Origin of the sequence: Nostocoides sp. (assembly GCF_037045025.1) — a bacterium.
In the GTDB taxonomy this organism is placed as follows: Bacteria; Actinomycetota; Actinomycetes; order Actinomycetales; family Dermatophilaceae; genus Nostocoides_A.
In genome coordinates this window covers 1-21098 of record NZ_JBAOHM010000012.1, presented here as the reverse complement: position 1 = coordinate 21098, position 21098 = coordinate 1, and the positions used below count along the sequence as shown (strand labels likewise).

Below are 21098 nucleotides of genomic sequence, written 5' to 3'. Positions count from 1 at the left end.
GCACCAGAGGGAGGCGGTGACAGAGGGTGGCACGGCTGCGGGTCGGCGCCCCACGAGGAACCTCTGCTAGCAGAAGTTAGTCGGCGTCCCACTATCTTGCTAGCTATTGGCCAGCGAGGAACCTCTGCTAGCAGAAGTTCCTCGCGGGTGGGGTGGGCCTCGCGGGTGGGGTGAGCCTCGCGGGTGCGGTGAGCCTCGCGGGTGGGGTGAGCCTCGCGGGTGGGGTGGGCCTCGCGGGCGGGGTGGGGCGTCATACCAGGCTCCAGGGTCGGATCTCGTTGGCCTCGTCGACCAGCCGCAGCCGCTCGATCGGATTCTCGGTGTATGCCGCGAGCTCGCGCAGCGACTGCTCCAGCCCGGCCCGTGCCCCCTCGCTCGTGGCCGGGTGCGTCCCGATCTTCTCCCCCGGCTTGTGCCCGTCCTTCTTGATCAGATCGATCCCCTTGCGGTAGGTCTCTACCGCCATCTCGGCCCGCCGGCGCGGGGAGAAGCCGGCGCCGGCGGCCGTGCTCAGCGACGCCGACAGGTCCTCGACGCCGCGCGGCTGACGGACCAGGGCCTCGGCCCAGTGCTGGCGGGCGATCGGGTAGGCGCTGGAGCCGGGCGGCACCAGCGTCAACGCCGCCTGCACCCCGTCGAGGTCGTCGCGGGCCTGCCGCAGCCGGGCCAGGCCGAAGGCGGCCGGCGGGACATAGGCCGCGTCGGTGCGCGCGCATACGGCATACATCGTCTCGGCGATGTCGGGGGTTCCGGACAGCTCGCACGCCAGGGCGAGCCCGAGCTTGGGCGCGAGTTCGCCGGGCACCTGGCCATAGACGGCGTTGAAGCCGCGCTGAGCGTCGGCCGGCTCGTTGCGGGCGAGCGCGCCGAGCGCGGACATCCATACCGCCCGCCATTCCCAGGGGTCGTCGGTGAGCAGGTGCTGGACGATCTGGTCGAGCAGCTGCCACTGCTCGGATTCCAGCGCGGCCCGGGCCTGGGCCAGGCGCACCTCGGCCGAAAAGCCGGGTGCCCGGTCGAGCGCCTTGAGCCGCTCTCCGGGAGGCTGGCGCTCGATCGTCTGCAGCCAGCCGGCGTGCGGGTCGCCGGTGTCGCGGCGCAGCGCGGGCAGGTCCTGCCAGGTCATGTGCGCATCGCCCGCGGGCGGCGGCTCGAAGAGCAGCGAGGCGGCCGAGGTTTGCGCGGCGCCGGCCTTGCGGTCCTGGGCGACGACCTCGCGCAGCACGCCGAGCATCTGCACCCGCAGCTCGTCGGCGGAGACGAAGCGGTCGTCCGGCGACGGCGCGCACGCCTTGAGCAGCAGCCGGTAGAAGGAGTCGTAGCGGCGGAAGATCTCGACATCCTCCGGGGGCGGCAGCGACTTCACATACTTGGTCTGGTAGCCGCGAAACTCCATGGTCAACACGACGAGGGTTCGCCCGATCGTGTAGATGTCGGAGGCGACCGTGCAGCCCTGCGCGGCGACCTCGGGCGCCTGGTAGCCGACCGTGCCGAAAATCGCCGACTCCTCATCGTCGATCCGGCGCACCCCGCCGAGGTCGATCAGCCGGACCTCGTCACCGATCTGGATGATGTTGTCCGGCTTGAAGTCGCAATAGACCAGCCCGAGATCGTGCAGATACTGGAACGCCGGGAGGATCTCGATGATGTAGGCGAGCGCCTGATCGACCGGGATCGGGTCATATTTGCCCGCGGCCCGCAGCCGCTGCTTGAGCAGCGACTTCAGCGAGGTGCCGCCGATGTATTCCATGACGATATAGCCGGCGTCGTCGTGGGAGACGAAGTTGTAGATCTCGACGATGTTGGGGTGGCTGACCTGGGCGAGGAAGCGCTGCTCGGCCAGGGCGGCGGCCAGGGCGTCGGGGTCGCCGGAGTTGAGCAGGCCCTTGAGGACCACCCATCGGTCGGAGACATTGCGGTCGCGGGCCAGATAGATCCAGCCGAGGCCGCCGTGGGCCAGGCAGCCGGCCACCTCGTACTGCCCGGCCACCAGGTCGCCCGGCCGCAGCTTGGGCGTGAAGTCGAAGGGCGTGCGGCAGTTGGCACAAAACCCGCTCGTCCGGCCCGGGCTGCCCTCGCGGCCGCGGCCCACCGGCTCGCCGCACTTGGGGCAGAAGCGTTTGTCCTCCGGGACGACCGGGTTCTTCAACACCGCCCGGGCCGCGTCGATCTCGGGCACCGGCGGCACAGACGTCACGCCGGCGCCGATGCGGGCGGTGCGCATCCGCCGCGACTCGCCGGAGATCCGGCGGGTGGAAATCGTGCCGGTCTTGGCGCGCGCCGACCCGAGTGCGGTTGCCTCCAGCCGGCTGGAGACCCGCGAGACCGCGGAGGCCTCCCCCTGCATCGGCGATTCCGCCTCGACCGGCCCGCCCTCGGGGGTGCCGCAGACGTCGCAGTAGCCGTCGACGACCCTCCCGTCGCAGCCCGGCTGTTTGCAGGGGGAGCCGGCCACGCCGATCGGCCCGGCCGGTTTCGGCGGTCCGGCGGGCTTCGGCGGGGCGGCCGGGCGAGGCGGCGGAGCGGCGCTGGTCGCGACCGCAGGCGGGGTCGCCGAGGTGGTCCCGGCGCCGGGGGCACCCGGCATACCGCACTGATCGCAGTAGCCGTCGACGATCGTGCCGGCGCACCCCGGCTGACTGCAGGCGTTGGGATCGCTCATCTACAAAGCCTTTCGGGTGACGGCCTGGATATAGCTCTGGTATGCCGCGAGCAAGGCTCGCGCTCGCACGAGCGGCACCGGGGTGCTCGCCAGCGTCGTGTGCAACTGCTCGCGCAGCGGCGCCAGATCGGCGCGCTCGTCGGCGTCGACGTCGGGGGAGGCGGCCACCTGGGCGTCGAGGGCGCCCATCAGGCCGAGCATCTCGTCGCGTTCGCCGAGGGCGCGGGCATAGGTCTCGTGGGCCTGGTCGAGCGCCCGGGAGACCAAGGCGAGCCGCTTGAGCAGCGCGTCGACCGCGTCGGGATCCTCCGGGACGGCCCCGAGGGCCCGCACGTCGGGGACCGCCAGCTTGGGCGCCGGGGTGATCGCCGCGAGGCACTGGGCCTGCATCGCCCGGATGGCGTCGCCGCGGGCGGCGAGGTCGGTGATCAGCGTGGTCGCGTGCGCGGCGTCGCGTTCGTTCTCGTGGCGGCGCGAGGCGGCCACGATCAGGTCGCGCTCCTTGGCGGCGACGTCAATCTCCAGCGGCCCGAGATAGCCGCCGACGTCGGCACCGCGCTTGGCTCGCTCGGTGACGTCGAAAAGCCGCTGCTCGAAGCCGATCAACTCTCGCCCGGCGCTGTCCTTGGTCGTGCCGGTCGGGGTGAGCGCAACCTGGTCGCGGATCCGCTCGATGCCCTCGCGGATCGCCTTGACCCGGATGCCGACGTCGAGCCCGCTCGGCTCCAGCGCCAGGCGCGCCCGCAGCGAGGAGGTCATCGCGTCCGAGAGGCGACAGGCCTCGGGCAGGGAGACGGCGAGCGTACCCTCGGCGCCGGACGGCATCCGAGATCTGCTCGCGTCGCGGCCGGCGCCGGGGGTGACGTCCAGGCGCCCCCAGATCAGCGTCGAGAGCTGCTCGGCCTGGACGGCGCCGACCCGGCCGGAGTCGAAGGTGACCTTGAGCAGTTCATACCGGTCGGAGATGGCCTTCCATAGCGCCATCGAGACCGTCATGTCGTGGGTGAGCGCGTCCCGGTCGGTCTGGTTGGGGGCGTTCAGCGCGGCCGCGTCGATCGCGTCGAGCTGTTTGCGCCGGTCGTCGATCCACAGCCCGAGGTCGGTCAAATAGCGCAGCGCCTCGGCGGCGGTGACGGGCACGCCGAGCCGGCCGGGGGCGCGGGGGGCGCCGCCGGCCGGGCTGCTCGTCAGGCCGAGGTCGAGGCTCACGGCAACGGACGTCCGTAGACCGGTCGGGGCGGGTTGGGCGCCTTGCCGAGCGCGCCGGCCAGCCACTTGTCGTAGATCTCTTGCCAGGTCCCGTCGGCGCGGATCTGGTCGAGCACCGCGTTGACATAGCGCACGAAGTAGGTGTTCTTGGCGTTGATGCCCAGTCCGTAGGGCTCGTCGGAGATCGCCGGGGCATCGGTGACCTTGGCATACGGGTCCTGGGCGGCCAGCCCGGCAAGCACGGTGTCGTCGCCGGTGATCGCGTCGGCCTTGCCCTGCTGGAAGAGCACCAGGCAGCCGGTGTGGTTGCCCGCGGTGACGGCCTCGACGCCGGCGACGGTCTTCAGTTTGGCCAACGAGGTCGTGCCGGTCGGGGCGCACACGCGTTTGTCCTTCTGATCGGCCAGGCCTTGCGTGGGGTCGGCGTCGTAGGCACCCAAGGTGACCAGCAGCTTCTGGCCGGCGTGGTAGTACTCGCTGGAGAAGGCGATCCGGGTCCACCGGTCGCAGGTCATCGTCATATTGCGGGCGACCATGTCGATCTCGCCGCTTTGCAGCAGCTTTTCCCGGTCGGCGGCCGAGATGACGCGCAGGGTGATCTTGTTCTCGTCGCCGAAGAGCGCCTTGGCCACCTGCTTGGCGATATCGATGTCGAACCCTTCGATCTTGTTGCTGATCGGGTTGCGGGCGCCGAGCAGATAGCTGTCGCCGGAGACCCCGACGATCAGCCGGCCGCGGCTGACGATCTCGCTCATCCCGGCATCGTCGATGGCCCCCGCGGACGGGATCGACCCGAGCGAGTCATAGCTTTGGGTCGGGTCGTCGCAGGTCACCGGGGGTGCGGCCGTTGTCGAGGAGGAGGAGGAACCGCTCGGTGCCGGGAGCGGTGTGTCGGGGTAGTTCCCCCCGGCGCACCCGGTCAGGGCGAGCGCCGCCGCGGCGGCGGCAAGGGCGCGACGGTTCATCGGTACTCCTCGATCCGCTTGGTCATCGAGCGTCCGGCGGCGAGGGCGGCGAGCACGCCGGCGAGACCGACCAGCCAGGGAAAGAGCGGCGTGCGCAGCCCGTCGAGCGCGGACAGGGCGCCCTTGACGCGCTTGTCGAGTTCGGCCGTGGCCCGGGTGTCGAACTCCTCGAAGGTGGCGTTGGCCCCGCCGGCGCCGGCCTGCGTGGCCAGTTCGACGGCGGCGTCCCAGTCGCCGCCGTTGTCGAGCGACCGGATCCGGGTGTGCACCCCGTTGTACTTGTTCACGGACGCGACCAGGTCGGGGCTCTTGCCCGCGCCATAGCCGGCGCCGTTCAGTTGCTCCAGCGCGGTGTCGCGAGCCTCACCATAGGCATCCTCATAGCCTCGGCCCGATCCCCGGGCGATGAGCGTCAGGCTCTCGTTGGATTTCATGTCGTATGCCGCTGCCCGCCCGCTCGCGAGCGCGACCGCCGACTTGAAGTCGCCGTCGGCGACCCGGCCCATCGTCGTGGTCGCCGACGCGACCGAGGTCAGCAGCAAGGCGGTGGCGGCGAGGACGAGGAGGATCGCGCCCGTGAGCGGCAGGTTGAGGTAGCGATGGGTCTTCTTGGCCAGCCAGAGGGCGATGGCGGCCAGGACGATCAGGGTGAGAACTCCGACGACGATCGGGATGATGCCGGCCAGGCCGGCGCCGAGTTCTTGATCGGCGCGTTGCTGGTTGGCCTTGGCCAGCTCGGCGACAATCGGGAGGATCTCGGCGCGCAACTGCTGGCTGGCCAGGGTCTGGTATTGCGCGCCGACCGGCAGGGTCTGGCGGTTGTAGCTGCGGGCCTGGTCGATATAGGAGGTGTAGCTCTCCAGCTTGGTGTTCAACGCGGCCAGCGCCACCCCGTCGGCCGGTTGAGCCTTGGCCGCGGCGGCGATGTTGCTGGAGACCGCCGCAATCGATTTGTCGTAGGACGCGCGCAGCTGCGCCGGCTCCAGCCCGCCTTGGAGGAAGCCATTGGTGGTCGCCGCGTCCGCGGTGAGCAGGTCGGCATAGATCTGCTGGACGCGGATGACCTGCTCGGTGTTGGCTCCCGCGCGGTCCACGGCGCCGTCGAGGGCGCGCAGGCCAAAGAAGCCGACGGCGGCGAACGCGAGGCACATCACCGCCGCGATGACCGCGTTGATCCGCATCCGTCCGGGGGTGCCGGTGAAGTAGTGGCGACGGGCGGCGGCCCGCTGGGCGGCGGCGGTGGGCGGCGCCACCTGCTGGGCCGGGGGGCTCGCCACCGTGGCCTGTGGTGGTGCGCTGGCAATCTGGGTCATCGGCCGCTTCCCTCCTGCTGTGGCGGTCCGGGGTGATCGCTCTGGGCTTGATCGCTCTGGGCTTGCTCCGGCTCGTCGTCGGGCTCGGGTATGCCGCCCTCGGCGGTCATCTCGGCCTCGGCGTCGGCTAGGTCGGCCTGCTCGTCCGCAGGCAGGTCGTCGGCCTGGGCGGGGGCGCTCGGCTCGGCGTCGGTGTCGCTGTCAACGTCCTCGCGGAAGTCCTCCGGGAGCAGCTGGCGCAGCTGCTCGGTGGTGACCTCCTCGATGTCTTTCAGCCGCCAGGCGTGCCGGCCGATCGCCTCCTCCAGCAGGTTGCGGACGAAGCGGCCGTTGCCGAAGGTGACGTTGCGCTCGGTGGCGGCCAGGATCTCGCGGACGACGGCCTCGGCCGCGGGGGTGATGTCGTAGTCGGACTTGGCGGCCAGGCCCTGGATGATGCCGGTCAGCTCGTCGTCGGTGTAGTCGGCGAACTCGATCATCGTCTTGAACCGGCTGGCCAGGCCCGGGTTTTGGGCGATGAACTCCATCATCGGTGTGGGGTAGCCGGCGACGATCACCACAAGGTTGTCGCGGTTGTCCTCCATCTCCTTGACCAGGGTGTTGATCGCCTCCTGGCCGTACTGGTCGCCGGACAGCCCATAGGCCTCGTCGATGAACAGCACCCCGCCGAGGGCCTTGGCGACGACCTCCGCGGTCTTGATCGCGGTCTGCCCGAGGTAGCCGGCGACCAGCTCGGAGCGGTCGACCTCGATCAGCTGGCCCTTGGAAAGCAGCCCGAGAGCGCGATAGATCCCGCCGACCAGGCGGGCGACGGTCGTCTTGCCAGTGCCGGGGTTGCCGACGAAGACCAGGTGGCGGGTGATCGTGGCGCTCTTTAGGCCGGCCTCGGCGCGCCGCTTCTCAACCTTGAGGATCGCGACCTGCTGGTTGATCTCCTTCTTGACCGCCTTCAGGCCGACGAGGTCGTCGAGTTCGGCGAGCAGCTCCTCGAGGGTCTTGGGTGGCGGCTCCGCGGTGGCCGCGGCGGCCTGCTCCTCGGGCTGGCCGGGCGGCTGAGCCGCCCCGCCGGTGCCACCGGAGCCGGCGTCATAAGGATCGCGCGGCGCGTCGGGGTTCGCGGGGAGCGCGCCCGGTGGGGGCGTGCCCGGCGGTTGGCCGCCAGGTGGTTGGCCCCCAGGTGGTGGCGCTCCGGGGGGTTGGCTGCCGGGTGGCGGGAGGATCGGCCCGCCGCGCAGCCGCTCGATCGCGGCCAGTTGCTCGGTGACCCGGCGCTGGTTGTCCAGCATCAGCTCGGTCAGGTTGGGGATGCGGTTGGGGTCGCCGACACCGAGCACGGGGGGCTGGGCCTGTGCCGGCGGCTGCGCCGGACTCCCTCCTGGCGCCATCGGCTCGGCTTGTGGTCCGGCCGGGCCGGGAGGCTGGGCCGGAGAGTGCGCGGACCCGGGGGACGCGGGCTGTGCCGGCCCGGGAGGTGCGGAGGAAGGGTGGCCGGGATGCGGCATACCAGCGGAACCGATCGGGACGATGCTTTGCTGGGCGGCGGCGGCGACGGTGGCATTGCCCGCGACGCGGGGGGTCGGCTCGCCGAGCAGGCAGGCGGCGGCGGCAATGTCGGCGAGGCGAGCGGCATACGGACCAGCCTGTGGCGAGGAGGTGGCGACGAGTTCACTGAGCCCGGCAGTGGGGGCCTGGCGCCATTTGCGACCGCTGGAGGCGGCCTCGAAGAAGGCCGTGTTGGCGGCGGCGGCATCGGCTGGGTCGAGACCGGCGGCGCCGGCCCAGTCGAGCGCGGCCCGGGGTGAGGACTCGGCGATCGCGGCGGCGAACCGCAGCGCCTCCGCGCGCGCGGCGTCGGCGGGCAGCCCGGCGTCGGTGGCGACGGCGACGAGGGCGGCCACCGCGTCGCGGAGGCCGTCGGCGGGTGCGGTCATCAGGATTCTCTTCCGATCGGAGGCGCCAGGCGCCCGGGGTCGGCGGGTGGGGTGGAGCCGGGTGGGGTGGAGCGATGGACGATCGGGACATCGCCCGTGTCGGGATCGTCCGGGGCGAGCCAATCGTTCCCGGCGGCCGAGGAGGTGCGCATTTGCGGCCCGGCCCAGTCGGGGGTCGCGGTCGGCGGGGCGAGCTGGCCGCCGGGCGTGGTTGACGAGGTCGACGTGGGCATGGGCGGCAGCACGGCGTTCTCCCCGATACCGAGGTCGCCGCCGGCCGGGCTGCCGAATTTCTCCTGCAGGAAGCGTCCGTGCACGACCAGGGCCTGGGCGTCGGCGCGGTTGACCGCGTCGAGGATCTTGTCCATCGTCCCGCCGAGCAGGTCGAGCTGGTCGATCAGGATGAGCAGCGAGGTCTTGCCGCGATCGACCGGGCGGGAGTCGGCCCAGTCGCGGGGCAGGCGCAGATAGCCGCCGATCGCTCCGGGCAGGTAGTCGGTCGCGACGGCCATGACGTTGTAGGCGCTGTAGCTGCTGTCGCCGAGGTTGTTCAGCCGCGGGATGGTGTCGCGGACGATCTTCGTGACCCGCTTCAGCCGGGCCATCACCATCGGCGGGACAACCCCGTCGCGGGCCATCCGCTCGACCTCATCGAGGGCAGCCAGCAGCGACTCGCTGGTCGGCGCCGGCGGCACCTCGATGATCGGCTCGGACGGCGGCGGCGCCTTCTTGCCCCGCCCGAACCAGTCGGCGATTCCCATGTGTGCTCAGTCCACCCCGGACTCAGAGCTGGTTGCCCGGGCCGATGTTGAGGCTGCCCTGGGCGATCCGCTGGTCTTGGCGTTGCACCCGGTCGAGGTAGCTGCGCGACTTGGCGACCTCGGTCTCCAGGGTGCCGATCGTTGCGGCCATGTTGTCGAGCGCCTGCAGCTTGAAGTTGTCGATGGCATCCATCGTCGCGTAGATGTTCTGGAAGGCCCGCTGCAGCTGCGGCAGCCCGATGGTGGCGCTGGCCGCCTGCTCCTGGATGCGGATGCTGTTGTCCTTGAGCATCTCGGAGGTCCGCTCGATCAGGCCGGAGGTCGTGGTGTTGAGCGCGGTGATCTGGTCGAGGACGAGCTGCTGGTTGGACAGCGCCTGGCTGACGATGACCGCGGTGCGCAGCGCGCTGATCGTCGTCGTGGTCGCGCGGTCGACGCCCTTGATCAGCTCAATGTTGTTCTTGATGACGATGTCGATGGCCAGGTAGTTCTGGATGCTCACCGCGAGCTGGGTGAGCAGGTCCTGGTGCTTTTGGCGGACATAGAAGAGCACGTCCTCGCGCAGCGCCTTGGCGCGCTCGGGGTCGCTCGCGTCGAGGGTGGCGATCTGGGCGGCGAGCTTGGCGTCGAGCTTCTCGGCGATGTAGACGTATTGGTTGAGCCGGCCCATCGAGTCCCACAGCTGCTGCTTTTCGAGATTGAGGGCGACGTTGTCGCGTTGCAGCTCGTCCTGGCCGTTGCGCAGGCTGTGCAGGATGCCGTTGAGGTGGCTCTGCGCGCTCTGGTATTTGCGGAAGTAGTCGGTGATCTTGTCGCCGAAGGGGATCATCCCGAGGACCTTCTTGGGCCCGCTCGCCTGGCTCGGGTCGAGGTCCTCGACTGTGCGGCGCAGCTCCAGCAGGGTCTTGCCGACCTTGGAGCCGCTGGCCAGGCCGCCCTCCTGGAGCGCCTTGACCGGGCTTTGCAGCAGCCGGTTGGACGACTCGGCGGCGCGGCGGATGTCGTCGTCGCCCATCGTGCGCATCTCGTTGGCCTTGGCTTCGTATTCCGGCGACTTGGTGGCCGTCGAGGAGAGCGCCTGGAGGAAGCCGTCGACCTTTTGGTCGAGCATCGGCATGGCCGCCTCCGGCACGGCCGGGGCCATCTTGGGCGCGGCGGTCGCCGGCACACTGGCCATTGCCGGCGGCGCGTCCAGCGTGAGCGTCTGGTTGGGCGGTGCCAGCGGCTGGACAGCGTCCTGGACTGCGCCGGGCTGGTCGGACATGCCTCGTCTCCCTTTTCTGCCCGCCCCCTGCGGCGGGCCGTATACCGTTCTAATCGCCTCCGCGGGCCCGCGGCCCGCCACGCCTAACAGACGTGGCAGCAATCTACGCGGTTCCTCGGGCAAGGGCGGCGCCGGCCATGCCCGGACTGCCCCGGTTGTCCCCTGAGCCGGTCACGGATGAGTAGGGTGAGAGGCCAGGGGGCTCGAGGAGGACCCGTGCCTCCCCGGCGGCAAGGGCTCAACGGCCGAGCAGGGCCAGCGGCACGACGGCCACGCCATCTCGACGCCGGTAGGCGTGCTGACCGGTCGTCAGCACGACGAGATCCACCACGTCGTCACGCAGTTGGTGCCGCAGCCACAGCAAGTGGCGCACGTCGGCGTCGGTGACCTGCACCGACATCGTGACTTCCACGCCGACGATCTGGCCGTCCTGCCCCTCGATGACCAGGTCGACCTCGTGGTCTCCGTTTCCCGTGCGCAGGTGGCCGACGGTGGCATGCGCCGTCTGGGCGGCCGCGCGCACGGACAACGTCGCGAGCGATTCGAACAACGGCCCCGCCATGTGCGCACCGCGGGGTGATCCCAGGCTGGCAGCCGACAAGCGCAATAGCCGGGCGGCGAGGCCGGGATCGGCGAGCTGATGCTTGGGGGCCTGCTGCAGTCGGAAGACTGGGCTTCGGGACGGACTCCACCCGGGCACCGGATCGAGCAACCAGAGCTGAGTAAGAAAGTCGCGGTAGGCAATCGTTGTCGTCTTCGCAGGCTGCGACCCGTCGCCGGCAGTGGCGGCATCCAGGATCCGGCTGTATGCCGCCGTGGTCGACGACGCCGCGGCGTAGGCGGCCAGCCACCGGCGCAGGGTCTCGCGACGGCGGACCGCCAAACCCTGCTCGGGCAGATCGCGGTCGATGACGCGCAGCAGATAGGCGTCGAGGGACTCGAGGCGCAGCCGGGCGGGTTGGGCCATCACCCCGGGCAGGCCACTGGAGACAACCGCCTCGAAATAGTCCGCCGCCCGCCACGGTGTCGTCCCCTGAATCGGCGTCGAGCGCGCCTCGATCAGGTCGGCCAGACTGACCGTGGGCGCCGCGGCCGGACCCGCGACCAGGTCCGCCAAGTCGAGAGGACCCGATCGGCACGATTCTGGCCACAAAACGTACCGACACGGTCCTCTCGACCGGGCCGGGCCGATCATCCTCCGCTCCGGGACAACGTGACGATGCCTACTGAGAGGTAGGTCCTGCAAAATCGGGCGAACCAGCACCGCCATCGAACCGGGGAGGAACACCACACTGCCCACCGGGGGTCGGTGGGACAATCAGCGCCGTGACCGCCGAGGACCCGCTGACCCAGCTCCGCGCCGCCGCGACCCGGGCCGCCGAGACTCTCACCGAGGCCGAGGTCGCGCTGTGGGGTATGCCGCGCAAGGGCCTGCGCGGCGTCTCCACCTGGGCGACCGCCTGGCCGCTGACCGGCAACGGGCTGACCGGCCTGGCCGTCACCCCGCAGGGCGAGCTGGTCCGCCTGGTCCGCGCCGCCGGCGTCGTCGAGTGGCCCGGCTCGGTCATGAAATGGGTGGTCGACAACGGGTATGGCGGGATCCTGCAGGGCCTGGGCCCGATCGAGCGCCGCGACATCGCCCCCCACGGCGCCCAGCCCGGCGACGCGCTCTTTCGCGTCGACGGCACCGGCCGGCTGCGCGTCTCCGCCACCGCCATGGCCCTCGACGATGCCCTCGCCGAGTGCGTCGCCCAGCTGGTGCGCGGGGAATCCGGCTGACGCCCTCCCCTGGAACCTGAAGATCAGCTTGGAAGCGACGGCGAGTGTTTGCGAGAGTTCGTACCGCTTGGGACGACCAGTTACGCCGCGCCGCTTGGCCAGCCGCGAACTCGACGTCCGCGAGGCTGGTCCGTCGCTGCCCGCCCCGTGCTCCCGCGCGGGCGCAACCACAACCGAGAGGAGCCACCGATGGGTGCTGCCGAGGAGCCCGGATTTTCCGGAGCCGCACTGTCCGTGTGGGCGAAGACGAACGCCCAGGACGGCGACTGGATGCGTCTCACGCGCCACCTGCTGGACTCCAGCGCCGTCGGCGAAATGCTTTGGGATCACTGGCTGCCCGACAACCTGCGGCGCCTGCTGAGCGAGCAGTTTCCCGATCCGGGAGACGCCCGGATCGCCCTTGGCTTCCTGGCCGGAATCCACGACATCGGCAAGGCGAGCCCAGGATTTGCGGTGAAGGCCCGACTAGCCCCAGGGTTCGGCGATTTAGTGGACCGGATGGCCGATCATGGGCTGATTTGCCCGGCCTACCAGCCGGGTGGGTTCACCAAGCTGCCGCCGCACTGCCGGCTCGGGCAGCACCTTGCCACGGAGTGGCTCATCGAGCGTTACGAATTCTCCCGACCTGATGCAATAGCCTTCACCATCCCCGTGGGAATGCACCACGGCGTCCCTCCGACGAGCCACGAACTCCAGGACCTCCAGCGCGACCCGATCTGGGTCGGAAGCCCGGCATGAGGCGTGGCACACCGTCCAGTGGGAAATGCTCGACGCGATGGCGCGGCGTACGGGCGCCGCCACGCGCTTGCGCGACTGGGCCGAGCGGCCCATCTCGGCGACCGCCCAGGCGACGCTGGGTGCGGCCGTCGTGGTTGCCGACTGGCTCGCGAGCGACTCCTTCCGATTCCCGTATGCCGATGCCCACACCTCCGCTCGACGAGCCGAGAGCGCCCACCTCGATCGCGACCTGCTGACCCCGTGGCGACCGGACGAACCACGAAGGGGCGCTGATCGCCTTTTCCCCCAACGCTTTCCCCAGGTCGGTGGCGAGCCGAAAGGCCTGCAACGCGAACTCGTCCGCATCGCCTCGGATATCCACGAACCGAGCCTGCTCATCCTCGAGGCCCCCATGGGGTCGGGCAAGACCGAGGCCGCCTTGATGGCGGCGGAGATTCTCTGCGCACGCTTCGGTCAGGGCGGGGTCTTCGTCGCGCTGCCTACCATGGCGACGTCGGATGGCATGTTCGACCGCCTCGTGAACTGGATTCATCACCTCGACGGCGATCAGGCGAACTCGGTCTTCCTCGCGCACGGCAAGGCCCGGCTCAACGAGAGCTATCGAGGTCTCGTCGACAGGGCTCGCATCCACGCGGTGAATGCCGCAGAGACCGAGTTCGGGGCGATCGACGACCTCAGCGAGAACGCCGTGGTGTCCGCCTGGCTCACCGGGCGTCGCAAGGGCGTGTTGGCGAGCATGGTCGTGGGCACGATCGATCAGGTGCTCTTCGGCGCACTCAAGGCCCGGCACCTCGCGCTCCGCCACCTCGCCCTCGCCGGGAAGGTCGTGATCATCGACGAAGTCCATGCAGCCGACGACTACATGCGGCGTTACCTCGGGATGGTCCTGCAGTGGTTGGGGGCCTACCGAACGCCCGTGATCCTGCTGTCCGCGACGCTGCCGCCGGACCAGCGGACCTATCTGCTTCAGGCGTATGCCGCCGGCCGCGGCATACGTCCGCTGCCATCGGTTTCCGAGGGCTATCCACAAATCACCGTTCAAGGTGAGACGACCGAGGTCCACCCGGTGGCATGGGATGGCGTGCGGCGCAGCCTCTCCCTGATCCCGGCGCGTGAGGACGACCTTGTCGCGCTGATCGCGCCCATGCTGGACGCGGGCGCGATCGTCACCGTGATCCGCAACACCGTCCGCTCGGCGCAGGAGACCTACACCCGGCTGCGGGAGTCCTTCGGCGAACGAGTCCTCCTCTTGCACAGCAGGTTCCTCGCCGACGCTCGCGCGGAGCGTGAGCAGGATCTGCGCTCCGCATTAGGGCCACCGAACCCACAGAACGTCCGCCCGCACGGTCTCATCGTTGTCGGCACCCAGGTCCTCGAGCAGTCGCTCGACATCGATGCCGATGTCATGATCAGCGATCTCGCGCCCATCGATCTCCTCCTGCAACGTGCGGGTCGACTGCATCGTCATGTGCGCGGGGCCGACGAGGTCGATCGTCCGGCCGTATGCCGCTCGCCTCGCCTCTATGTCCTCGGCATGCCCGATCTCGACGTCTTGACCCCGGACCTGGACCCCGGGAGCCGCGCTGTCTATGGCATGAGCCGCCTCCTTCGCTCCGCCACCGTCCTGGCGCCGCATATTGCCGGAGCCCCGATCAGCTTGCCTGACGACATCTCTCGCCTGGTGGAGCAGGCATACGACCCTGCGTTGTCATCCCCACCAGCGTGGCAAAACGCCTGGGCGAGCGCCGAACTCGAACAGCAGACCGCGACCAACGATCAGGTCGCCCGCGCCGATGTCTTCCGGCTGGCGGATCCGCGCGCCCGAACCTTGGTCGGCTGGCTCGACGGCCGGACCAGCGAGTCCGCAAGCGACGCCGACACCAGCGGGGCAGCCCGGGTGCGGGACAGCGAGGACGGCATCGAGGTGATCGTCGTCTATCGCGCTGGCGGCTTCGTCAGACTGTTGCCGTTCTCCGGCTCGCACCCCGACGCCGATCTCGGCGTCGTCTCCCTCGGACCACCCGACGACATCCTTGCCCTCGCAACGTGCTCGGCCACGGTGCGCCTCCCGGCCGCCATGACCCACCCCGGGCAGATCGATCGCACCATCCGCGCTCTGGAAGACCAGTGCCGCGACTTCACCGGCTGGCAGCGGTCGCCCTGGCTCAAGGGGCAACTCGTCTTGTGCCTGGACGAGAGCTTCTCTGCCCGCATCGCCGGCTGGCGTCTGCATTACGACCCAGACCTGGGTCTCCGAGCCACCTATGAGAAGGAGTCGTCATGAGGCGCACCGCGTTCGACCTCACCCGCGAGCCGTGGATTGCCGTCCGGATCGGTGGGCAGGTCGAAGAGCTCTCCCTACGCGACGTGTTCCACCGCGCCGGTGAGATCCGCGCTCTGGCCGGCGAAATCCCGACCCAAGACGCGGCGATCCTGCGCCTTCTCCTGGTTATCCTCAACCGGTCCATCCCTGAAATGGACCACAGCCCCGATGAGTGGGCGCGGATGTGGACGAGCCGGGAGTTGCCCATGGCGGCGATATACGCCTACCTCGATGAGCAGGCCGAGCGGTTCGATCTGCTCTCCGGCACAACGCCATTCATGCAGGTGCCCAATCTGAGTGCGGGGAAGACCTCGGGGCTGGTCAAGCTCATCGCCGAGGTCCCCGCTGGGGAGCAGTACTTCACGACGCGAGGCGGTCGCCACATCGAGGCGTTGTCGTATGCGGAGGCGGCTCGCTGGCTCGTGCACAGCCAGCAATTCGATGTCTCGGGGATCAAAACCGGGGCCATCGGCGACGACCGTGTGAAAGGCGGCAAGGGCTACCCCATCGGGACCGGGTTCGCTGGCCGCTGCGGCCTGATCTTCGTCGAAGGCCGGGACCTGCGAGAAACGTTGCTGCTCAACCTCGTTCTGCCCCTACGACCCTTCGATCGTGGTTCGGACCTGCCGGTGTGGGAGCGCCCACCCCTGAGCGCCGGCATCGAGGCAGCGCATGTCGCACCACAGGGGCCCAACGACCTGACCACCTGGCCCATCCGACGAGTCCGGCTGCACCACACCGGATCTGAGGTAACCGACGTGCTCATCGCCAATGGCGACCCGATCCATGCGCGCAACCTTCACCTGGTCGAGCACCTGTGCGCCTGGCGACGCAGTGCCAACCAGGAGAAGCTTGTCGGCGGCACCGCCTATATGCCACGGCAGCACGATCCGTCGCGCGCCTTGTGGCGCGGACTCGACGGCATCCTGATCAATCGCGCGGGTGGTGGAGCCGTGCGGGACGAGGCCCCGCAAGAACGTCCACCGGGAGTCCTTGCCTGGCTTGCGGATCAACGCCAGGACGGGGCTTTGGACCCGAACCACTCAGTGACCTTGCGTGCCATTGGAATGTCCTATGGCACACAGGATTCCATGATCGAGGCCACCTATGACGATGCACTCGCCCTGCGGGCTAGCGTCTTGACGGATCCCCCGGTCATGAGTGTCGCGGTTCGCGCGGTGGAAATGGCAACGGCCGCCGTGGGGTTGCTCGCCCAACTCGCGGGCAATCTGGCGAGTGCGGCTGGCCGGGATCCGGTTGGCCCTCGCGAGCGGGCCCGGGAGTTTGGCTTCCACGATCTCGATGGCCGCTTCCGGCTCTGGCTCAGTCAGTTGGGGCCAGACGATCCCGACGCTCAATTGGACGGGTGGGCACGTACGTGTCGTGTGGCGATCAAGAACGAGGGCGCCCGAATGGTGCGCCAGGCCGGCCCGGATGCCGTCATGGGCCGCAATGTCAACGGCAAGCATGTCGATGCCGCCCTCGCGGATCTGTGGTTTATCGCGGCACTGACCAAACTCATTCCCCCGCCGACAGATTCGATCAAGGAGGACTCTATGCCCAGCAACCCGGCAGCAGAACTTGGGGCGGAGGTCCCGCAGACGTGAACGCGACGGCATACGCAACCGATCCCGAGCGCACCATCGCACACGCCGTGGGGGCCCGGGCAGCCGCGCTGCAACGCGGCCTCGAGGGTGACTCGGCATCCGCACACAGCACAGCGCGCGGCGATCTGGCGCGCCTGCGACGCCTCCGTCCCGGTGACCTCGGCGCCGACACGGATTCGTGGGCCCTGACCATGGACGTCCTACCCGATGCCCTCATGGGCCGCAGAGACCAACCGAACGCGGCCGAGCGCGCCACTCAAGCGGCCCTCGTCCTGTTTGCTCTGCACGCCCAATCGGCCCGTGGTGCGATTCATGTGCCCGATCGTTCATTGGGCCTGGCCATCCGCCACCTCGCGGAAGCCCGCGATGGCGACGACCCCACCGGGGGTGCAGTGATGGCGCGCTTCCAGTCTTTGGGGCGGGCGCAGACATACGGGCAGCTGATGACCCATCTGAGGGGACTCATCCAGCTCCTGCGCACCGAAGCCATTCCGCTGGACTACGGGGCCCTCGGCGCGGACCTTTACCGATGGCAACAACCCGACGGACCGGCCATTGTTCGCCTGCGCTGGGGCCGCGGATTCCATCGGCGACCTCCTCACGACCCCCACCAAGAAACATCCACCTCCCCCGACGAAAGCGAGACCACCCATGTTCGTTGACATCCACGTCATCCAGTCCGTGCCACCGAGCAATATCAACCGCGACGACACCGGCAGTCCCAAGACCGCCTACTACGGCGGAGTGCTGCGCTCACGCGTCAGCAGCCAGGCCTGGAAGAAGGCCGTGCGCGGATCCTTCGCCACCACCTTGAAGACGGACGACCTGGGCGTGCGAACCAAGCAGGCCGTCGAGAAGCTGGTCGGCCGAATGACGCAACTCCAGCCGGAGATCGAGGCCGCGCAGGCCCAGTCACGAGCGAAGCTCGTACTCGAGGCGCTCGGGATGAAGGTGGACGAGGTCAAGCTGACCAGGACCCAGCAGAAGGCGGTTGACGCGGGAGAGGCGAGCGCGCCGGCATACGGCAAAACGCAGTATCTCGTCTTCTGGAGCAACCGGCAGCTCGATCGGCTGGCGCGCCTGGCGCTTGACACGGAGGGCAAGCCGTCGAAGGCCCATGCGAAGGCGGCTGCCGACGAGGAGCACGGAATCGAGGTTGCCCTGTTCGGGCGCATGGTGGCCGACGCGGCCGATCTCAACGTCGATGCCGCTGTTCAGGTGGCGCACGCCATCAGCACCCACGCGGTGACGCCAGAGCAGGACTACTACACGGCCGTCGATGACGCGAATGTGGAGGAGGAGACCGGCGCGGGGATGATCGGAGTCATCGAGTTCAACTCCTCGACCCTGTATCGCTTCGCCACCGTGGATGTCGCCGGCCTGCACAACAATCTCGGCGATCCAGAGGCCACCGCCCGCGCTGTTGAGGCGTTCGTCAACGGGTTCGTCGCGAGCATGCCGACCGGTAAGCAGAACACTTTTGCCAACCGGACCGTCCCCGAAGCGGTGCTGGTGTGCGTTCGTGAGGACCGGCCGGTCAACTTGGTCGGAGCCTTCGAGGACGCGGTCGACAACGACGGCGGCTTCACCCGACCGTCGGTGGCCCGATTGGTCGCGGAGTTGGCGAGTGTCTCCGAGATGGGGTTCACCCCGGCTGCCGTTTTCACCGCGCGCGGAAGTGACCGGGGAGCGGCGATCGGCGATGTCGCCAGCCCGCTGCCCCTGCCTGATCTCGTTGCCTCGGTTGGCGCGGCGGTCCGCGGCTCCTTCCCTGGCGGGAGCCAATGAGCACCCTGCTGCTGCGGCTCGCCGGGCCGATGCAGGCGTGGGGCGACTCCAGCCGCTTCACCCGGCGAGAGACCCGAGCGGAGCCGACCAAAAGCGGCGTGCTCGGTCTCCTTGCCGCGGCGCAGGGGCGACGTCGCGTCGATCCGATCGAGGACCTGTTGTCTCTCCGGTTCGGCGTGCGGATCGACCAGCCCGGGCGGATCCTGCGCGACTTCCAGACGGCGCATCGCGCGAGCGACGGGGCGGTCATGCCGCTGTCGACCCGCTTCTACCTCGCTGATGCGGCCTTCCTAGCGGGTGTCGAGGGTAATGCTGCCCTGTTGGAGGGACTTGTCGACTCGCTGCGGCATCCGACATTTCCGCTCTACTTGGGCCGCCGGTCCTGCCCGGCGCCGCCCGACCTGATCCAAGGGCTGCTCGACGAGGACTTGGTCGGTGCGCTCACGTCCTACCGCTGGATCGCCTCCGACTGGCACCGCCGCCGGATGGGCGCCACGGTCAATCTCCCGATCGTCCTCGATGACGACGGCGACCTAGCCGGGGACCGGCTAACGTCTCGCGACGTCCCGCGCAGCTTCGATCCCGAGCGGCGCGAGTATTCCTGGCGCGACGTCGTCCGGCTCGATCGGACCGCCGTGGTCACGAACGAGTTGGCTCGTCCGAGTGGTGACGACTTCTTTCAGGTGGTGGCGAGCGCATGACTTATCTGTCACGCGTCCGACTCAATCCGACGCGCCGGGATACCCATCGGCTGCTGGCCTCCCCACAAGCGATGCACGCGGCGGTGATGGGCTCCCATCCCGATTTGGTCGAGGATGGGGGGCAGCGTGTGCTCTGGCGCGTCGATCGCACGACGAATCACGATGTGCAGCTTTATGTGGTGTCGCCGACAGCGCCCGACTTCGTCGGACTCATCGAACGGGCCGGCTGGCCGACTCAACCGCAGTGGGACTGCACGGCATACGAGCCCTTCCTCGGCAAACTGGCTGACAGGCAGATGTGGCGGTTCCGCCTGACGGCCAACCCGGTTCGCGTCCTACCCAAGCTCGTCGGTGATCCGAAACGCCGCGGACGGGTATCACCCCACCTCACCGTCGCACAACAGCGTGAGTGGCTGGTGAAGCGCTCGAGTTCGTGGGGCTTTGCGTTGCCCAGCGATGCGGAGCTGGGCGTGCTGTCGGACGTGAGCGAGCGGCATACGGTCAGCTTTGGACGACGCTCGGAACGAGCCGAACGATCCACCGTGACGCTCACGCGGGCGAGCTTCGCCGGCCTGCTCACGGTGGTCGATGCTGCGGTCTTCCGGTCGGCACTGGTCGACGGGATGGGACGTGCCAAGGCCTACGGTTGCGGCCTGATGACCTTGGCCCCGGCGCAGCGGTGAAACCGATCCCCGGGCCGCCGCCGGCGTCCGTATCCGAACTCCTGAGGGCGCAGGATCGGCTGAGCTTCCTTTACCTGGAACGATGCACTGTCCACCGAGACGGGAACGCCCTGACCGCGACCGACGACCGTGGCGTGGTGCACATCCCCGCCGCGACCATCGGGGCTCTGCTGCTTGGGCCCGGGACACGCGTGACACACCAGGCGATGATGCTCATGGCCGAAAGCGGCTCGACGTGCGTCTGGGTGGGCGAGCAGGGCGTGCGCTACTACGCGCACGGGCGCACCCTGACGAACTCCTCGCGCTTACTGGAGGCGCAAGCGGAGTTGGTCAGCAACCAAAGTTCGCGTCTGAAGGTCGCCCGTGAGATGTATGCGATGCGCTTCCCCAGCGAAGACGTGAGCGCGATGACCATGCAGCAACTGCGCGGCAGAGAAGGCGCGCGGGTTCGGCAGGCGTATCGCGCGTCGGCCGAGGAATTCGGGGTGGAGTGGAAGCGGCGCGACTATCGTCCGGATGACTTCTCCGGCTCGGATCCGATCAACATGGCCCTGTCGTCTGCGACCACGTGCCTGTATGGGGTGTGCCACGCCGTCATCGTGGCCCTCGGCTGCGCACCGGGGCTTGGGTTCGTGCACAACGGGCATGCGCGGTCACTCGTGTTCGATATCGCCGACCTTTACAAGGCGGAGATCGCCATCCCTGCTGCCTTCGAGATCGCAGGATCGTGCGAGGAACAGGAAGACATTCCGGCCCTGACCCGGCGCCGGGTGCGCGATCTCATTGTGGAGCGCGACTTGTTGCCGCGCATCGTTCGCGACATTCGGCACCTGCTTGCCACGGGCGGCGCAGATGTCACCGAGGAGGCGCCGGACTGGGACGTCATCTATCTCTGGGATCGATCTGGCTCGAAGATCGTTGGCGGACAGAACTTCTCGGAGGATGTCCCGTGGTAGTCCTGGTCTTGACCGCCGTGCCCGCCGGTCTCCGGGGGCACATCACGCGCTGGTTGCTGGAAATTGCACCAGGCGTCTACGTCGGTCATTTGACGCGTCGCGTCCGTGATGACGTCTGGGATCGAGTGGTGGAACTCTGCAAGGACGGGCGCGCCATCATGATCGAGTCCGCGCGCGGCGAGCAGCGCCTCTACTTCCGGGTACATCGCCACGACTGGGAGCCGGTGGACTTGGACGGTATTCAGCTCATTCGCCGGCCCAGCGCGCCCAAGGCCCGCTACTCGGGTATGCGTCCGGGCTGGAGCGCCGCGAGCCAGCGACGACGCGGCAGAAAGTGATGCTGGAACGCTAGACTTCGCAGTGAAGGCCCTGCTCACGCAGTGTCCGCCCCGCCCGCGCGGGGATGAGCCCAACCGCC

The 21098-nt window shown here is 69.1% G+C and carries 18 protein-coding genes; 10 read left to right on the top strand and 8 right to left on the bottom strand.

The window, feature by feature from the left end; genetic code table 11:
* Positions 1-250 precede the first annotated feature (250 nt).
* The 8 genes from V9G19_RS15230 to V9G19_RS15195 form a co-directional block, all read right to left on the bottom strand.
* Positions 251-2662: a serine/threonine-protein kinase gene (locus V9G19_RS15230; protein ID WP_462286284.1), complete on the bottom strand. Its 2412-nt coding sequence runs from the start codon at positions 2660-2662 to the stop codon at positions 251-253.
* Positions 2663-3871, bottom strand: a complete 1209-nt coding sequence (locus tag V9G19_RS15225) for a hypothetical protein (protein WP_462286283.1) — start codon at positions 3869-3871, stop codon at positions 2663-2665.
* The gene (locus tag V9G19_RS15220; protein WP_462286282.1) at positions 3868-4836 is read right to left on the bottom strand and encodes a glutamate ABC transporter substrate-binding protein; all 969 of its coding nucleotides are present in this window, start codon (positions 4834-4836) and stop codon (positions 3868-3870) included. Before V9G19_RS15220 ends, V9G19_RS15225 begins: the two co-directional genes overlap by 4 nt.
* Complete coding sequence (locus V9G19_RS15215; RefSeq protein ID WP_462286281.1) at positions 4833-6149, bottom strand: hypothetical protein; 1317 nt, start codon at positions 6147-6149, stop codon at positions 4833-4835. The genes V9G19_RS15220 and V9G19_RS15215 overlap by 4 nt, the downstream gene beginning before the upstream one ends.
* Positions 6146-8080, bottom strand: a complete 1935-nt coding sequence (locus V9G19_RS15210) for an AAA family ATPase (RefSeq protein WP_462286280.1) — start codon at positions 8078-8080, stop codon at positions 6146-6148. Before V9G19_RS15210 ends, V9G19_RS15215 begins: the two co-directional genes overlap by 4 nt.
* Positions 8080-8841 carry a hypothetical protein gene (locus tag V9G19_RS15205; RefSeq protein WP_462286279.1) on the bottom strand — a complete coding sequence of 254 codons (762 nt, stop codon included), beginning with the start codon at positions 8839-8841 and terminating at the stop codon, positions 8080-8082. Before V9G19_RS15205 ends, V9G19_RS15210 begins: the two co-directional genes overlap by 1 nt.
* Before the next feature lie 22 nt (positions 8842-8863).
* Positions 8864-10105, bottom strand: a complete 1242-nt coding sequence (locus V9G19_RS15200) for a toxic anion resistance protein (protein ID WP_462286278.1) — start codon at positions 10103-10105, stop codon at positions 8864-8866.
* Between the two features lie 238 nt (positions 10106-10343).
* Positions 10344-11222 carry an ATP-binding protein gene (locus V9G19_RS15195; protein ID WP_462286277.1) on the bottom strand — a complete coding sequence of 293 codons (879 nt, stop codon included), beginning with the start codon at positions 11220-11222 and terminating at the stop codon, positions 10344-10346.
* A gap of 209 nt (positions 11223-11431) precedes the next feature.
* Here V9G19_RS15195 and V9G19_RS15190 point away from each other — a divergent pair, with 209 nt between their 5' ends.
* The 10 genes from V9G19_RS15190 (at position 11432) to cas2e (ending at position 21018) form a co-directional block, all read left to right on the top strand.
* Positions 11432-11884, top strand: a complete 453-nt coding sequence (locus tag V9G19_RS15190) for a hypothetical protein (RefSeq protein ID WP_462286276.1) — start codon at positions 11432-11434, stop codon at positions 11882-11884.
* A gap of 189 nt (positions 11885-12073) precedes the next feature.
* A complete protein-coding gene (locus tag V9G19_RS15185; protein ID WP_462286275.1) occupies positions 12074-12622 on the top strand; it encodes a CRISPR-associated endonuclease Cas3'' in 549 nt (182 codons plus the stop codon).
* A gap of 25 nt (positions 12623-12647) precedes the next feature.
* A complete protein-coding gene (cas3, locus tag V9G19_RS15180) occupies positions 12648-14906 on the top strand; it encodes a CRISPR-associated helicase Cas3' (RefSeq protein ID WP_462286274.1) in 2259 nt (752 codons plus the stop codon).
* Positions 14903-16552, top strand: coding sequence for a type I-E CRISPR-associated protein Cse1/CasA (gene casA, locus V9G19_RS15175; RefSeq protein ID WP_462286273.1), 1650 nt, complete (start codon positions 14903-14905; stop codon positions 16550-16552). Before cas3 ends, casA begins: the two co-directional genes overlap by 4 nt.
* Positions 16549-17214, top strand: a complete 666-nt coding sequence (casB, locus tag V9G19_RS15170; protein WP_462286272.1) for a type I-E CRISPR-associated protein Cse2/CasB — start codon at positions 16549-16551, stop codon at positions 17212-17214. The genes casA and casB overlap by 4 nt, the downstream gene beginning before the upstream one ends.
* Positions 17204-18340: a type I-E CRISPR-associated protein Cas7/Cse4/CasC gene (cas7e, locus tag V9G19_RS15165; RefSeq protein WP_462286271.1), complete on the top strand. Its 1137-nt coding sequence runs from the start codon at positions 17204-17206 to the stop codon at positions 18338-18340. Before casB ends, cas7e begins: the two co-directional genes overlap by 11 nt.
* Positions 18337-19041 (top strand): type I-E CRISPR-associated protein Cas5/CasD, encoded by a 705-nt coding sequence (gene cas5e, locus V9G19_RS15160; RefSeq protein ID WP_462286270.1) that lies wholly within the window; start codon positions 18337-18339, stop codon positions 19039-19041. The genes cas7e and cas5e overlap by 4 nt, the downstream gene beginning before the upstream one ends.
* Positions 19038-19724 (top strand): type I-E CRISPR-associated protein Cas6/Cse3/CasE, encoded by a 687-nt coding sequence (gene cas6e, locus V9G19_RS15155; protein ID WP_462286269.1) that lies wholly within the window; start codon positions 19038-19040, stop codon positions 19722-19724. The genes cas5e and cas6e overlap by 4 nt, the downstream gene beginning before the upstream one ends.
* Entirely contained in the window at positions 19721-20680 is a 960-nt protein-coding gene (cas1e, locus tag V9G19_RS15150; RefSeq protein ID WP_462286268.1) for a type I-E CRISPR-associated endonuclease Cas1e, read from the top strand. Before cas6e ends, cas1e begins: the two co-directional genes overlap by 4 nt.
* Complete coding sequence (gene cas2e / locus V9G19_RS15145; protein WP_462286267.1) at positions 20674-21018, top strand: type I-E CRISPR-associated endoribonuclease Cas2e; 345 nt, start codon at positions 20674-20676, stop codon at positions 21016-21018. Before cas1e ends, cas2e begins: the two co-directional genes overlap by 7 nt.
* Positions 21019-21098 lie beyond the last annotated feature (80 nt).